This window comes from Streptomyces sp. YIM 130001, from assembly GCF_003574445.1.
Taxonomy (GTDB): Bacteria; Actinomycetota; Actinomycetes; order Streptomycetales; family Streptomycetaceae; genus Streptomyces.
The window spans coordinates 71,667-86,849 of the sequence record NZ_KZ984565.1 but is presented as its reverse complement, the minus strand read 5'-3'; the positions used below and the strand labels follow the sequence as shown (position 1 = coordinate 86,849).

Here is a 15,183-nt window from a genome sequence, read left to right as displayed (position 1 = left end):
GGAGGGCGATCGGCCACGCGCGCGCAGAGCCGGAAAACACCCTCCTTACGCGCGCGTGCCTCACGACTCCAGGGCCTACGCGCGCGTGCCCGACGACTCCGGTGCCCGGCAACGCACCGTCGTCGTCAGCGCCCCACCAGATCCAGACTCGCGGCGATCCGTACGGCCACACTCTCCGCGTACATCGCCTCACCCCGCTCGAAGGGCGGGCGCGTCACGCCCCGCAGGAACGTCACCACGCCCACCGTGCGCCCGCGGCTGCGCGCCGCCACGCACAGGGCGTGCACCGCGTCGGACGGCCACTGCCGGGCCTCGGCCCACTGCTCGGCGTCCGTGGACCCCGCGGCGCCCGCCGACGCCCGTACCGAACCCGCCCGCTCCAGGCACTGCAGCGCCGGATGCCCCGGCGCGTACCGCAGCGGAATGCCGCCCTTGGCGAGGGACTGCACGGGCCCCGGCGTACCGGCGGGAGTGGCCGCGGACCGCACCAGGCGGGGCGGCTCGAGTGACGACGTCAGGTCGATCAGGGCGTGATCGGCGAAGCCGGCGAGTGCGAAGTCCAGCTGGACCGTCGCCGCCTCGTAGGGGTCCTCGCACTCGGCGGACGCGCGTGCGGCGCGGTGCAGCTGGTTGGCGCGGAAGCGCAGCTGCGCCGCCTCCTGCTCGAGCTGCTTGGCCTCCGTGACGTCCACGAACAGCCAGCCCACACCCAGCGGTACGGGCTCCTCCGCGAGCGGCGACGACAGGCGTACGAAACCGCTGCGCCAGCAGCGCCGCGACTCGCCCTCGTCGGTGCGCAGGGTGACCCACATCTCGGCCGGCTCGGGCGGTGCGCCCTCGGACAGGACGTGCGTGAAGGCGTTCTCCAGGTCCTCGACGCCTCGGGTGAGGAGTTCACCGAGCGGGCGGCCGAGCAGGGAGCTGCGGCCCACGCCGAGGGCACGTGCCGCATGGCCGTTGACCACGGCCGGGCGCAGATCGGCGTCCACGAGGACGACGCCCCAGGACGCCGAGTCGAAGAGCGCCTCACTGAGCGCGATGGAACGCTCCAGGTCGATCTGGGTGTGCACCTCGCTGAACGCGCAGTACACACCCGCCGGTTCGCCGTCGGGACCGCGCACGGCCGCGGACTGGGTACGGACCAGGACCCGGCCGCCGTCCTTGGTCAGCAGCGCGAACTCGTGCACCTGACGCCCCGGCGACCCCATCGCACCCAGCAGCCGCTCCGCCACCTCGTCGGCGTCGGCGCTGCGCACCGCCCAGCCGGCGAATCCGCGGCGGCCGACGGCCTCCTCTGCGGTCCAGCCGAGGATGCGTTCCGCCTCGCGGTTCCAGTGCGTGACCACGCCGTCGGCGTCGAAGGCGCACAGGGCCGCGTCCATGCCGTCGAGGAGAGCCGCGAGCAGATCGTCGGACGCCGGTCCGTCACGCTCCGGATCGCGCTCGGTCTCCGGATCGGGCTCGGGGTCTCCCGGCCCCAAGGAGTCCGCCGTACCGCTGCGCCGGGAAGCACTCATCTGGCCACCCCCATGCAGGACGAGTCAGCTTGTCGGTGTGCACCGCTCACCGATCATTCAACTCGAACGTGACACAGAGCACAGCGCGTTTGTCAAAACGTGGTCGGGTCCACGCCCGAATCGTTGTCCTGGGGCGTCGAGGTGCCCCGGTACGACCTGTTCCATGCCGGTTTTCAGCCGCCTCCGTCAAGGTCGCAGAAAATCCCTTGATGCCGCCCGGGGACGACTCCTAGTGTGGGAATCAACCGGAAGGGAGGTGGTTCGGAAGTGATGACATACCGGACAGGTGAGGTGGCTGCGGGCTAGCAGCCTGCCACCGTAGAACCAGTGCGGTGCCGGACCAGCGCGCGATGCATGTGCGCAGCCGGCCCAATCCCAAGCAGTCACCCGACCCGCGGGCCGCCGGTATTGTCCGGCCGGCTCCCCGCCGTTTCGTACGGCGGGGACCAAGGCCCGCGGGTCGTCTGCGTTTCCGGATGGCCCGACAGACCCGGTCAGCCCGTCAGATCCGCGTAACCCTCGATGGCGCGCGGGTCGCGCGTGCCGGGGCCCGTGTAGCGCGCGGACGGACGCACCAGGCGTCCGGTGCGCTTCTGCTCCAGGATGTGCGCGCTCCAGCCGGCCGTCCTGGCACAGGTGAACATCGACGTGAACATATGGGCCGGCACCTCGGCGAAGTCCAGGACGATCGCCGCCCAGAACTCGACATTGGTGGCCAGCACCCGGTCCGGGCGACGGGCGTGCAGCTCCTCAAGCGCGGCCCGCTCCAGCGCCTCGGCCACCTCGAAGCGCGGCGCCGCGAGCTCCTTCGCGGTACGGCGCAGTACCCGCGCGCGCGGGTCCTCGGCCCGGTAGACGCGGTGTCCGAAGCCCATCAGGCGCTCCCCCTTGTCGAGGGCCTGCCGGACGTAGCCGGCGGCGTCCCCGGTGCGCTCGATCTCCTCGATCATGCCGAGCACCCGGGACGGTGCGCCGCCGTGCAGCGGCCCCGACATGGCGCCGACCGCGCCCGAGAGGGCTGCGGCGACATCGGCGCCGGTGGAGGCGATGACCCGGGCGGTGAACGTCGAGGCGTTCAGGCCGTGCTCGGCGGCGGAGGTCCAGTAGGCGTCGACGGCCTTGACGTGCCGCGGGTCCGGCTCACCGCGCCAGCGGATCATGAACCGCTCGACGACGCTCTCGGCCTTGTCGATCTCGCGCTGCGGCACCATCGGCATGCCCTGCCCGCGGGCGGACTGGGCGACGTACGACAGGGCCATCACGGCGGCGCGCGCGAGGTCGTCGCGGGCGCGGGACTCGTCGATGTCCAGCAGTGGTTTCAGGCCCCAGACCGGGGCGAGCATGGCGAGCGCGGACTGCACGTCGACGCGGATGTCCCCGGAGTGCACCGGGATCGGGAACGGCTCCGCGGGCGGAAGGCCGGGCGCGAAGGCGCCGTCCACGAGGAGGCCCCACACGTTCCCGAAGGAGACATGGCCGACCAGGTCCTCGATGTCCACACCGCGGTACCTCAGGGCGCCTCCTTCCTTGTCCGGTTCGGCGATCTCCGTCTCGAACGCGACGACTCCTTCGAGACCGGGTACGAAGTCGGACATAAGGCGGCTCCTCATGAGTGGCGGCAGAGGGTGACTGCCGCGGCGACAGGTGCATTGGCTGACCACATGTCAGGAACAGGTGGCCACCGGCCTGGATCCGCGGTCGGCGCCCCTGGACGGCGCCTCGGCAGACGCCCTCCGCGACTCGCGGTCCGTTCCGGTCGACCGGGTCATGCCCCGTACGGCCGGAGGTCATCCGGCCGGCGTGCGGACAGGACGGGGTCCTGGAGTGCCACATCGACAGGAGCTTGCGGCACTCAGTGCCATGAGACCACCTCCCAGGGGTCGGAAGCCACCCCTTCGGTGCGGCAGGATGACGGGGTGACCGATCACTCCCGCCGCGACCCCACGGACCCTCAGGACACCGCGGGCGCCCCGCAGGAAGCCACCGGCGGCCCGGGCGCCCGCGAGGTCCCACCGTCCAGCCCGGCCGACCTGGACGATCCGGCCGTGATGCGCCGCCAGTACCGCGCCGAGGGTGTCGATCCGGCGGAGCTCGCCGGGGAGCCGATGGAGCAGTTCGGGCGCTGGTTCGCGGAGGCGGCCCTGGCCGAGCGGAACGGCGGCCTCTACGAACCGAACGCGATGGTCGTCTCCACCGCCGACGCGGACGGCCGCCCCAGCTCCCGCACCGTGCTCCTCAAGGCCTACGACGCAGACGGCTTCGTCTTCTTCACCAACTACGAATCCCGCAAGGCCCGCGACATCGCGGTCAACGCGCGCGTGGCGCTGCTCTTCCCGTGGCATTCGATGGCCCGGCAGGTCCTGGTCACGGGCGGTGCGGAGCGGATCGGCCGGGACGAGACCGCGCGCTACTTCCGCTCCCGGCCGCACGGTTCACAGCTCGGCGCCTGGGCCAGCCGGCAGTCCACGCAGATCGCCTCCCGCGAGGAACTCGATCGGGCGTACGCGGAACTCGCGGACCGCTACCCGCCGGGCGCGCAGGTGCCCGTACCGCCGCACTGGGGCGGGATCCGGGTGGTGCCCGACGAGGTGGAGTTCTGGCAGGGCAGGGAGAACCGGCTGCACGACCGGCTCCGGTACGCGCGCGTGGCGGACGGCAGTTGGACGGTGCGGCGGCTCGCGCCCTGAGCAGACCTTGCGGCGGCCCGGAGGGCGGCAGCGCGGAGGGCGGCAGCGCGGAGGGCGGCAGCGCGGATCAGTCCAGCGCGCGCTCGACGATCACCGCCCACTGCCCCACCACCCGCTCCCGGCGCGCGGCGTCGTCCGTGAGGAGGTTGGCGAGACCCAGGCCGCGGGCCATGTCGAGCAGGCCCTGGACCGTTTCGCGTACGCCGGGGCGCCGTTCGTCGGCGCCGAGCAGCTCGACGGCGATGCGATGGCTCTCGCGTCCGACGCGTGCCTCGAGTTCGCTCACGCGCGCGTGCAGCTGCGGTTCGTCGGCTGCGGCCACCCACAGGTGCAGGGCGGCCCGGAACAGCGGTCCGGTGTAGAGGCCGACCAGCGCATGCACGACGGCTCCGCGGTTTTGCACCGGCAGCTCGCGCAGCGCCTGCGAGCGCTGCTCGGCGACGTACTCGACGGCCGCCGTGAACAGGTCCTCACGGGTCGGGAAGTGATGCTGCGCGGCCCCGCGCGACACCCCCGCGCGTTCGGCGACCATGGACACCGTGGAGCCCGCCCAGCCGCGCTCGGCGAGGCAGGAGACGGCGGCCTCCAGGAGACGCTGTCGGGTGGCGCGGCTGCGGTCCTGCTTGGGCGCACGGTCGGCAGGGCTCACAACAGCCATGCAGGGTCCCGTCGTTCGAGGAAGGCGGTCATGCCCTCGCGGGCGTCGGCGGACGCGAACAGCGTCGCGGAGCGCCGGACGTAGTCCTCCGCGTGCTCGTCGAAGGCCTCGAGGACTCTGGCGGTGACCAGCTTCTTCGCCTCGGCCAGTGCGCCGGGTGCCGCCGTGCGGAACGACTCGAGGACGCCGCCGAGGGCGGCGTCGACGTCGTCGGCGGTCTCGGTGAGCAGACCGGTCGCGGCGGCCCGCTCGGCGTCGAAGCGTTCGCCCGTGAGGTAGTACCGCTCGACCGCGCGCGGGTCCATGCGTGGCAGAAGCGTCAGCGAGATCACCGCCGGCGCGACCCCGATCCGCACCTCGGTGAGCGCGAAGTCCGAGCGGCGCGAGGCGAGCGCGAGGTCGCAGGCGGCGAGCAGGCCGAGGCCGCCGGCCCGTACGTGCCCGTCGACGCGTGCGACGACGGGCTTGGGCAGCTCCACGATCTGCCGCATCAGGGCGACGAACGCGTACGGGCTGCAGGGCTCCTTGAGGTCCGCTCCGGCGCAGAACGTCTCGCCGGTGTGGCTGAGCACGACGGCTCGTACCCGCGCGTCGCTGCCGCAGTCGGCGAGCGCCTTGGTGAGCGCCTCCACCAGCGGTCCCGACAGGGCGTTGCGGCGGGCCGGGGCGTCCAGGGTCAGGGTGCTGACGCCCCGGCTGTGACTGTGCTTGATCACGTGCTGTTCTCCCTCGGTGGTGCGGCCCGCGCCCATCGGCCTGCGTCCGCCCGGTCAACAGACGCTAACGGTCCCGCAGTTCGCGGCGGAGGATCTTTCCGCTCGCGGCACGCGGCACCGCGTCGATGAACTCCACCCGCCGGACCTTCTTGTACGGGCTGACGCGTTCGGCCACGTAGTCGGTGACACGCCCCGCGGTGAGTCCACTGCCCGGCTGTCGTACGACGTAGGCCTTCGGCAGTTCGTTGCCGTCCTCGTCGAGGACGCCGATCACCGCGGCGTCGGCGATGTCGCGGTGGGTGAGCAGCAGCGCCTCCAGCTCGGCGGGAGCCACCTGAAAGCCCTTGTACTTGATGAGCTCCTTGACGCGGTCGACGACGAACAGCCAGCCGTCGTCGTCCACTTCACCCACGTCCCCGGTGTGCACCCACCCGTCGGCGTCGATCATGTCGGCGGTCGCCTCCGGCCTGCCGAGGTAGCCCTTCATGACCTGGGGGCCGCGGATGAGGATCTCGCCGCGCTCGCCGGCCGGCAGGTCCTTCGCCGGATCGTCGAGGGACACGATGCGCATCTCGGTGGAGGCGATGAGCTTGCCGACCGTACCGGGCGGCGGGTTCTGCGCACCGAGCGGGACGACGTGGGTGCCGGGCGAGAGTTCCGTCATGCCGTACGCCTGGCCGACCGGCGGCAGTCCGAGCCGTTCGGAGCAGGCGGCGGCGAGCGCGGCGTCCAGCGGGGCGGCGGCGCTGACGATGAACTCCAGGGAGGACAGGTCGTACGCGGAGACCGCGGGGTGCTTGGCGAGGGCGAGGACGATCGGCGGGGCGACGTACAGGCCGGTGATGCGGTGCTCCTCGACGGCACCCAGGAACGTCTCGAGCTCGAAGCGCGGCAGTACGACGACGGTGGCGCCGTGCCGCAGCGGGGCGTTCATCAAGGCGGTGAGGCCGTAGATGTGGAAGAAGGGCAGGACGGCGAGGATCCGCGCCCCCTCGCCGACGGGCATCGTGGGGTGCAGCTGGGCCAGGTTGGTGGCGATGGAGCGGTGGGTGAGCATCACGCCCTTGGGGATGCCGGTGGTGCCCGAGGAGTACGGCAGGGCGGCGATGTCCTCCGGGTCGACGACGACGTCGGGGTCGGGCGCGGTGGAGCCGAGCATGTCGAGGATGCTGCGATGGCCCTCCGCCTGGTCGCAGACGAGGATCTCGCGGATGCCGCCGGCGATCCGTGCGGCCTCGCGGGCGCTGTCCAGGAGCGGGGACACGGTGACGATCCAGGTCGCGCCCGAGTCGGTGAGCTGCTTCGCGAACTCGTCGGGTGTGGCCAGCGGATGGACCGTGGTGACCGCCGCGCCCGCGCGCGTGGCCGCGTAGAACACCGCCGGATAGGCGACCGTGTTCGGGCTGTGCAGGGCGAGCACGTCGCCCTTGCGCAGCCCGGACTCCGCGAGCGCGGCGGCGATCCGCCGGTGGAAGGTGTCCAGTTGGGCGTACGTGACGGTGGTGCCGGCGACTCCGTCGATCAGCGCGGGGGTGTCACCGAACTCGGCCGCCCGGCCGAGCACGGCGTCGTGGATGGGTTCGTCGAGGGCGGGGACGTCTGCGTACTGACTGCGGAACACGGTCCCTCCAGGGGCGGACGGGGGCGAACCTTGCCGGACGGGGTGGGGGCGGCCCCTGGGGCTCAGTACGACTTGGGGAGCCCGAGGGTCTGGTGGGACACGTAGTTGAGGATCATCTCGCGGCTGACGGGGGCGATCCGCGCCACCCGGGACGCGGTGATGAGTGAGGCAAGACCGTACTCCCGTGTGAGGCCGTTGCCACCCAGCGTGTGCACGGATTGGTCGACGGCCTTCACGCAGGCCTCGGCGGCCGCGTACTTCGCCATGTTGGCGGCCTCGCCCGCTGCCGCGTCGTCGCCCGCGTCGTAGAGATGGGCCGCCCTCTGCATCATCAGGCGGGCCAGCTCCAGATCGATATGGGCCTGCGCGAGCGGATGCGCGATGGCCTGGTGGCTGCCGATCGCGGCGTCCTTCCAGACGCTGCGCTCCTTGGCGTACGTGACGGCGCGGGCGAGGGCGTAGCGGCCCATGCCGATGGCGAAGGCGGCGGTCATGATGCGCTCGGGGTTGAGCCCGGCGAACAGCTGCAGCAGTCCCGTGTCCGCTTCCCCACCCACCAGCGCGTCCGAAGGCAGCCGTACATCGTCGAGGACCAGCTCGAACTGCTTCTCGGCCGCCTGCAGTTCCATCTCGATCGGGTGGCGTCCGAAGCCCTCGGCGTCGCGCGGGACGATGAACAGGCAGGGCTTGAGGCGACCGGTGCGGGCATCCTCGGTGCGGCCGACGATCAAGGTGGCATCGGCGATGTCGACCCCTGAGACGAAGACCTTGCGGCCGGTGAGCACCCACGCGTCCCCGTCGCGCCGCGCGGTGGTGGTGATCCGGTGCGAGTTGGAGCCGGCGTCGGGCTCGGTGATGCCGAACGCCATGGTGAGCGTGCCGTCCGCGAGGCCCGGCAGCCAGTGCCGCTTCTGCTCCTCGGTGCCGAACCGGGAGATCACCGTGCCGCAGATGGCGGGTGAGACGACCATCATCAGGAGCGGACAGCCCGCGGTGCCCAACTCCTCGAGGACTATGGAGAGTTCAGTGATGCCGCCGCCTCCTCCGCCGTACTCCTCGGGCAGGTTGACGCCCAGGTAGCCGAGCTCCGCGGCGTCGGCCCACAGCTCGGCGGGGTGGCCCTGCTCGCGTACGAGACGGGTCAGGTACTCGCGTCCGTACCGCTTGCCGAGAGCGGCGACGGCGGCCCTGAGAGCCTGCTGCTCCTCGGTCTCCACGACGGTGCTGGCGGTACTCATACGGCGGTCCTCCTGTGCGTCGGGCGGTGCGGGGGCGGGCTGTCCGTGTACGGGCGCCGGTGGCTCAGCGGTTGGGCGGGCCGTCCCCGGCCTCGTCCGCGGGCTGTACGACGGCGAGCAGGGTGCCGACCTCGACCTGACGGCCGGGGGCGGCGTGCAGGGCGGTGAGGGTGCCGGTGACGGGCGCGACGATGCGGTGCTCCATCTTCATCGCCTCCAGCCAGAGCAGCGGCGCACCCGCCCGCACGGCGTCGCCCGCGGCGAGCCCGTCGGCGACCCGGACGACGGTGCCGGGCATGGGAGCGAGCAGCGAACCTGGGGCGCGCTGCTCCACGGGGTCGGGGAAGCGGGGCAGCGCGGTGAAGGTCCACGCGCGCGTGGCGGTGTCCACATACACGCGGTCGCCGTGTCGCACGACGCCGAACTCGTGCCGTACGCCGTCGACTTCGAGGACGGTGCGGTCACGTTCCGCCCTCACGAGCCGCACCTCGCGCGGGGCGCCGCGCACGTCCTCCCGGCCGTCCCCTTCGTCCGGCAACCGCAGCCCGTCGCGGGTGATCCGGTAGCGCACCTCGAACTCGATGCCGTCCGGCTCGCCGCGGTAGCGCTTGGCCTGCGGTACGGACGGCAGGTTGCGCCAGCCGCCGAGCCGGGAGCGGCCGTGCCCGTCGGCCAGCGCCGCGGCGAGCGCGGCGTGCCGGGCGAAGCCGTCGTCGGCCGCTGCGGTGAGGGCGTCCAAGTGGTCGTCGTAGAAGCCGGTGTGGACGTCGCCGGCGAGGAAGGCGGGGTGCCTGAGAGTGCGTACGAGCAGGTCGCGGTTGGTGACGGGGCCGTGGATCACGGTGCGTTCCAAGGTGGCCGCGAGCCCCCGGGCGGCGTCGGCGCGGGTGGCGCCGCGGGCGATGACCTTGGCGAGCATCGGGTCGTAGTGCACACCGATCTCGTCGCCGTCGGCGTATCCGGTGTCGACCCAGACGTCGCGCCCGGTCGGCACGTCGAGGCGGTGCAGGGTGCCGGCCTGGGGCGCCCAGCCGCGGGCCGGGTCCTCGGCGTAGAGGCGGGCCTCGATGGCGTGCGCCCGAGGGACCGGCGAAGCCTCGGGCAGCGGGGCGCCCTCGGCGACGCGCAGCTGCCACCGCACCAGATCGAGGTCGAACACCGCCTCGGTGACGGGGTGTTCGACTTGCAGCCGAGTGTTCATCTCCAGGAAGTACGCACGCTCTCCCGAGACCAGGAACTCGACGGTGCCGGCGCCGACGTAGTCGATGGCCCTGGCGGCCGCCGTCGCGGCCCGCTCGACCTCCCGCTCCAGACGCGCGCCGAGGCCGGGCGCGTGCGCCTCCTCGACGACCTTCTGGTGGCGCCGCTGCAGCGAGCAGTCGCGGGTGCCGAGCGTCCAGATGCCGCCGTACCGGTCGGCGAGCACCTGCACCTCGACATGCCGGCCGCGCTCCACGTAGGGCTCGACGAACACCTGCCCGTCCCCGAAGGCGCTCTCCGCCTCCGCCGAGGCCGCCTTCAACTGCCCTTCAAGGGCGTCGAGTTCCCGCACGATCCGCATGCCCCGGCCGCCGCCGCCCGCCGACGCCTTCACCAGGACCGGCAGATCGTCGGCCGTCACGGCCTCCGGGTCGAGCGCGTCGAACAGCGGGAGCCCGGCGGCACGCATGATGCGTTTCGCCTCGGTCTTGTACGCCATGGAGTCGATGGCCGCCGGTGGCGGGCCGATCCAGACGAGTCCGGCGTCCAGGACGGCGCGGGCGAACTCCGCGTTCTCGGAGAGGAATCCGTAGCCCGGATGCACGGCGTCCGCACCGACCGCGAGCGCGGCCTCCACCAGGAGGTCGCCGCGCAGATAGGTGTCCCCCGGCGCGCTGCCCGGCAGCCGTACGGCCGTGTCGGCCTCGCGCACGTGCAGCGCGTCCGCGTCGGCGTCGGAGTACACGGCGGCGGTGCCGATGCCCAGTTCACGGCAGGTACGGAAGACGCGGCAGGCGATCTCGCCGCGGTTGGCGACCAGGACGGTGCGGATCGTGTGCATGCCGGGGGTCGGTTCGGAGGCCGGGCCGGAGGTCGCCTCGAGAGCGTTCCCTCGGCCGCCCGCGGATTCAGCAGTCATGTGGTTGTCGTTCCTCACCTGCGGTCATGTGGTGGTCGTCCCTCACATCCGGAAGACGCCGAAGCCGCCGCGTGCGCCCTCGACGGGCGCGGTGTGGATCGCGGACAGGCAGAGGCCGAGAACGGTGCGTGTGTCACGGGGATCGATGACCCCGTCGTCGTAGAGCCGCCCGGACAGGAACATCGGCAGCGACTCGGACTCGATCTGCTGCTCCACCATGGCGCGCAGTCCCGCGTCCGCCTCGTCGTCGTACGGCTGCCCCTTGGCGGCGGCCGACTGCCGGGCGACGATCGACAGGACGCCGGCCAGCTGCTGAGGCCCCATCACGGCGGACTTGGCGCTGGGCCAGGCGAACAGGAACCGCGGATCGTACGCCCGCCCGCACATCCCGTAGTGACCCGCCCCGTAGGAGGAGCCGAGGAGCACGGACAGGTGCGGGACCCGGGAGTTGGACACGGCATTGATCATCATCGCGCCGTGCTTGATGATGCCGCCCTGCTCGTACTCCTTGCCGACCATGTAGCCGGTGGTGTTGTGCAGGAAGAGCAGCGGGATGTCGCGCTGGTTGGCCAACTGGATGAACTGGGCGGCCTTCTGCGACTCCTCGCTGAACAGCACGCCCTGCGCATTGGCCAGGATCCCCACGGGGTAGCCGTGCAGCTCCGCCCAACCCGTCACCAGGCTCGGCCCGTAGCGCGGCTTGAACTCGTCGAAGTCCGAACCGTCCACGATCCGCGCGACGACCTCGCGGGGGTCGAAGGGGATCTTCAGGTCCTCGGGCACGATGCCGAGGAGCTCCTCCTCGTCGTACTTCGGCGCGGCGCCCGGTACCGGATCGGCTTCCGCCTTGCGGTGGTTGAGGCGGGCGACGACCCGTCGGGTCTGGCGCAGCGCGTCGGGTTCGTCGGCGGCGAGATAGTCCGCGAGGCCGGACACGCGCGCGTGCATCCCGGCGCCGCCGAGCGATTCGTCGTCGCTCTCCTCGCCGGTGGCCATCTTGACCAGGGGCGGACCGCCGAGGAAGACCTTCGCCCGCTCCTCGACCATGATCACGTGGTCGCAGAGGCCCGGTACGTACGCCCCGCCCGCGGTCGAGTTCCCGAACACCACCGCGACGGTCGGGATGCCGGCCGCCGAGGACTGGGTGAGGTGTTTGAAGAGGGCACCGCCCGGGATGAAGATCTCCTTCTGGCTGGGCAGGTCCGCGCCGCCGGACTCCACGAGGTGGATGGACGGCAGCCGGTTCGCGTAGGAGATCTCGTGGGCGCGGAAGGCCTTCTTCAGCGTCCAGGGGTTGCTGGCTCCGCCGCGTACGGTCGGGTCGTTGGCGGTGATCAGGCACTCGACGCCCTCGATGACGCCGATACCGGTGACCATCGAGGCGCCGACCGGGTAGTCGCTGCCCCAGGCGGCGAGCGGCGACAGCTCGAGGAACGGGGTGTCCGGGTCGAGCAGCAGCTCGATCCGCTCCCGGGCCAGCAGTTTGCCGCGGCCCCGGTGCCGGTCCACGTACTTCTCGCCGCCGCCCGCCAGGGCCTTGGCGTGCTCGGCGTCGAGCTCGGCGAGCTTGCCGAGCATCGCCTCGCGCCGCTCGGCGAACTCCGGTGCCGCGGGGTCGAGCGCGGTGGGCAGGACGGTCACAAGAGCTCCTCCGGGACGGCCGTGTCTCTTCCTGCGGGCCTCGTGGCGGACAGCCCGGGGCCGCCGCCCGTGCTTGTTGCTCCGGGGACGGTCACAGCAGCTCCTCCGGGATGTTCAGGTGCCGGGAGCGGAGCCACTCGCCGAGCCCCTTCGCCTGCGGATCGAAGCGGTGCCGGGCGGCGACGCCCTCGCCGAGCAGCCCCTCCACGACGAAGTTGACCGCCCGGAGCCGGGGAAACAGGTGGCGCGTGACGGTCAACTCGGCTGTCTCGGGCAGGAGTTCTCGCAGCGCGTCGACCGTCACCGCGTGGGCCAGCCATCGCCAGGCCGCGTCCGAGCGCACCCACACCCCGATGTTCGCGTCCCCGCCCTTGTCGCCGCTACGGGCCCCGGCCACGGCGCCGAGCGGCGCCCACCGCACCGGCCCCGCGGGCAACGCCTCCGGCAGCAACGGCTCCGGTACGGGCGCGAGTTCCACGGTGCGCAAGGGTCCGGCGACGGCGAGCCGCGTCCCGTCGGGGAGTACGGCGGTGTGGTCGGCGATGTCCCGCTCGACGTGACGCGCCTCGAAGACCCCGTACGGGGAGCCTTTTCCGGGTGGGGCGGTGAGGTGGAAGCCCGGATAGCCGGCCAGGCCGAGTTCGACGGCCGCGCCGGTCAGGCGGCGGCCCACGGTCTCCTGCTCGGGGGCGCGCACCACGAGCCGCAGCAGGGCGCTCGCGGCCTCCTCGGTGCCGGCATCGGACCGGTCGGTTCGAGACAGCTCCCAACTGACGTGTGTGGGCGGCGACTCGGCGAGCGCTTTTGCCAACTGGGCCTTGACCAACTCCGCCTTGGCCTCGATGTCGAGGCCGGTCAGCACGAACACGATCTCGTTGCGCCAGCCGCCGAGCCGGTTCAGACCGGTCTTGAGGGTGGGCGGCGGGGGCTCACCCTGGACCCCGCCGATGCGGACCCGGTCGGGGCCCTCCTGGGTGAGGGTCACGGAGTCGAGGCGGGCGGTGACGTCGGGGCCCGCGTAACGGGCGCCCCCGGTCTCGTAGAGCAGTTGGGCGGTCACGGTGCCTACGTCGACCAGTCCGCCGGTGCCGGGATGCTTGGTGATGACGGCGGAGCCGTCGGCGTGGATCTCGGCGAGCGGGAAGCCGGGGCGGCGGAGGTCGCGGCCGGCGGCCAGGGCCTCGGTGAAGAAGGCGTAGTTCCCGCCGGTTGCCTGCGTCCCGCACTCCAGGACGTGCCCGGCGACGACCGCCCCGGCGAGTTGGCCGTACGGGGCCTCCTGCGGCTCCCAGCCGAACCACCAGGCGGCCGGACCGGTCACCAGGGCGGCGTCGGTGACGCGGCCGGTCACCACGATGTCGGCGCCCGCCCGCAGACAGGCGGCGATGCCGTCGCCGCCGAGGTACGCGTTCGCGGTGAGGACACCCTCGCCCCAGCCGCCGCGCGCCAGCAGATCGTCACCCTCGACATGGGCGACGCGCACCGGGACGCCCGACCGCTCGGCGAGGTCTCGTACGGCGGCGGCGAGACCGGCCGGGTTGAGCCCGCCGGCGTTGGCCACGATGCGTACACCGCGCTCGTGCGCCAGGGCGAGGCACTCCTCGAGCTGGCGCAGGAACGTCTTCGCGTAACCGAGGCCGGGGTCCCGCAGCCGGTCGCGGCCGAGGATCAGCATGGTCAGCTCGGCGAGGTAGTCCCCGGTGAGTACATCGAGCTCACCGCCGGTGAGCATCTCCCGCACGGCGTCGAACCGGTCACCGTAGAAGCCGGAAGCGTTCCCGATGCGCAGGGGGCGGGGGGTGGTCGGGGGGTGGGGTGCGCTGCGGGGGTGGGGCGCGCTCGTGGGGTCGGCCGGGCGCGCGACGTCGGCCGGACCGGCGAAGTGTGCCGTGCCTGCCGGTTCCGACGTGCCTGTCGGTTCCGACGTGCTTGCCGGTTCCGACGTGCCTGCCGGTTCCGACGTGCCTGCCGGTTCCGACGCGTCTGTCGGTTCCGACGTGCCTGCCAGTTCCGGCGCGTCTGTCGGTTCCGACGTGCCCGCCAGTTCCGGCGCGCCCCCGCCCCCGTTCATCGCCCGCCGTCCGGGGGCTCGGCTCCCTGGGGCTCCCGGCCCTGCCCCGCCGGGCCGGCGAAGGCCTGGGCGATGTCGAGCCAACGGTCCGCCTCGGCGCCCTCGGCCCGTACGGACAGGTCGTCGCGGTGGGCGCGCTGGGTGACCAGGAGGCAGAAGTCGACTGCGGGGCCGGTGACCCGCTGCTCCGCGTCCACCGGCCCGTAACTCCACGTCCCGCCGCCGTCCGGTGCGGTCAGCTCGACACGGAACTCCCCGTCCGGCGGCGGCAGTTCGCGTACGACGTACGCATAGTCACGGGCCCGTACGCCGATCCGCGCGACGTGCCGGAGCCTCGCCGTGGGTGTCCGGCGCTCGCCGAGGGCGTCGGCCACGTCCTGCCCGTGCGCCCAGGTCTCCATGAGGCGCGCGCTCACCATCGAGGCGACGCTCATCGGCGGCCCGTACCAGGGGCATCGGGTGCCCGGCGGCGCCTCGCGCAGCGCCCGTTGCAGGTCGTCGCGCCCCTGCCGCCACCGCGCGAGCAGTTCGCCGGGCGGCAGTACGGCACGCTTCTCGGCCCCCTCGTCGACGAACTCGTGCGGCGCCACGAGGGCCTTCTCGACCTCCTCGGCGAACGCGTCCGGATCGGTCGCGGCAATCAGCGCCACCTCGTCCGTCCAGAGGAGATGAGCGATCTGATGGGCCACCGTCCACCCCGGCGCCGGAGTGGACCGCGCCCAATCGGCCGGCTCCAACTCCCCTACCAGAGCGTCGAGTTCCGCACTCTCCGCACGCAGGTCGTCGAGTACGGGAACGGGGTCGGCCACGGCGCACTCCCCTCACGGGACGTCGATGTGCGGCGAGCATGGCACCTGCCGGACGGGTAAACAAGCACGCGTGCTTGAAAATCTCCGCCCGCCGAACCGAGCCGTC

At 72.5% G+C, this 15,183-nt stretch carries 11 protein-coding genes; 1 reads left to right on the top strand and 10 read right to left on the bottom strand.

Features of this window, described 5'->3' with window-relative positions; translation table 11 throughout:
* Window positions 1–125: 125 nt before the first annotated feature.
* Window positions 126–1,517 carry a PAS domain-containing protein gene (locus DSC45_RS28115; protein ID WP_119294782.1) on the bottom strand — a complete coding sequence of 464 codons (1,392 nt, stop codon included), beginning with the start codon at window positions 1,515–1,517 and terminating at the stop codon, window positions 126–128.
* A gap of 494 nt (window positions 1,518–2,011) precedes the next feature.
* A complete protein-coding gene (locus DSC45_RS28110; RefSeq protein WP_119294781.1) occupies window positions 2,012–3,112 on the bottom strand; it encodes a citrate synthase 2 in 1,101 nt (366 codons plus the stop codon).
* A gap of 453 nt (window positions 3,113–3,565) precedes the next feature.
* On the opposite strand from DSC45_RS28110, the gene pdxH reads away from it, so the two are divergent.
* Complete coding sequence (gene pdxH, locus DSC45_RS36630; protein ID WP_240434893.1) at window positions 3,566–4,204, top strand: pyridoxamine 5'-phosphate oxidase; 639 nt, start codon at window positions 3,566–3,568, stop codon at window positions 4,202–4,204.
* A gap of 67 nt (window positions 4,205–4,271) precedes the next feature.
* Here the strand turns inward: pdxH and DSC45_RS28100 are convergent, their stop codons facing one another.
* The 8 genes from DSC45_RS28100 to DSC45_RS28065 all read right to left on the bottom strand — a co-directional run bounded on the left by DSC45_RS28100 (window position 4,272) and on the right by DSC45_RS28065 (window position 15,077).
* Window positions 4,272–4,862 (bottom strand): TetR/AcrR family transcriptional regulator, encoded by a 591-nt coding sequence (locus DSC45_RS28100; RefSeq protein ID WP_119294779.1) that lies wholly within the window; start codon window positions 4,860–4,862, stop codon window positions 4,272–4,274.
* Complete coding sequence (locus DSC45_RS28095) at window positions 4,850–5,614, bottom strand: enoyl-CoA hydratase family protein (RefSeq protein WP_119294778.1); 765 nt, start codon at window positions 5,612–5,614, stop codon at window positions 4,850–4,852. Before DSC45_RS28095 ends, DSC45_RS28100 begins: the two co-directional genes overlap by 13 nt.
* A 28-nt stretch (window positions 5,615–5,642) precedes the next feature.
* Window positions 5,643–7,199, bottom strand: a complete 1,557-nt coding sequence (locus DSC45_RS28090; RefSeq protein ID WP_119294777.1) for a 4-coumarate--CoA ligase family protein — start codon at window positions 7,197–7,199, stop codon at window positions 5,643–5,645.
* Between the two features lie 62 nt (window positions 7,200–7,261).
* A complete protein-coding gene (locus DSC45_RS28085) occupies window positions 7,262–8,437 on the bottom strand; it encodes an acyl-CoA dehydrogenase family protein (protein ID WP_119294776.1) in 1,176 nt (391 codons plus the stop codon).
* Between the two features lie 64 nt (window positions 8,438–8,501).
* Entirely contained in the window at window positions 8,502–10,478 is a 1,977-nt protein-coding gene (locus DSC45_RS28080; protein WP_119294876.1) for an ATP-binding protein, read from the bottom strand.
* Between the two features lie 120 nt (window positions 10,479–10,598).
* Complete coding sequence (locus tag DSC45_RS28075; protein ID WP_119294775.1) at window positions 10,599–12,197, bottom strand: acyl-CoA carboxylase subunit beta; 1,599 nt, start codon at window positions 12,195–12,197, stop codon at window positions 10,599–10,601.
* Window positions 12,198–12,288: 91 nt separating this feature from the next.
* Window positions 12,289–13,986: an acyclic terpene utilization AtuA family protein gene (locus DSC45_RS28070; protein ID WP_205571457.1), complete on the bottom strand. Its 1,698-nt coding sequence runs from the start codon at window positions 13,984–13,986 to the stop codon at window positions 12,289–12,291.
* A 278-nt stretch (window positions 13,987–14,264) separates the two neighbouring features.
* The gene (locus tag DSC45_RS28065) at window positions 14,265–15,077 is read right to left on the bottom strand and encodes a TIGR03084 family metal-binding protein (RefSeq protein ID WP_119294773.1); all 813 of its coding nucleotides are present in this window, start codon (window positions 15,075–15,077) and stop codon (window positions 14,265–14,267) included.
* Window positions 15,078–15,183: the final 106 nt, after the last annotated feature.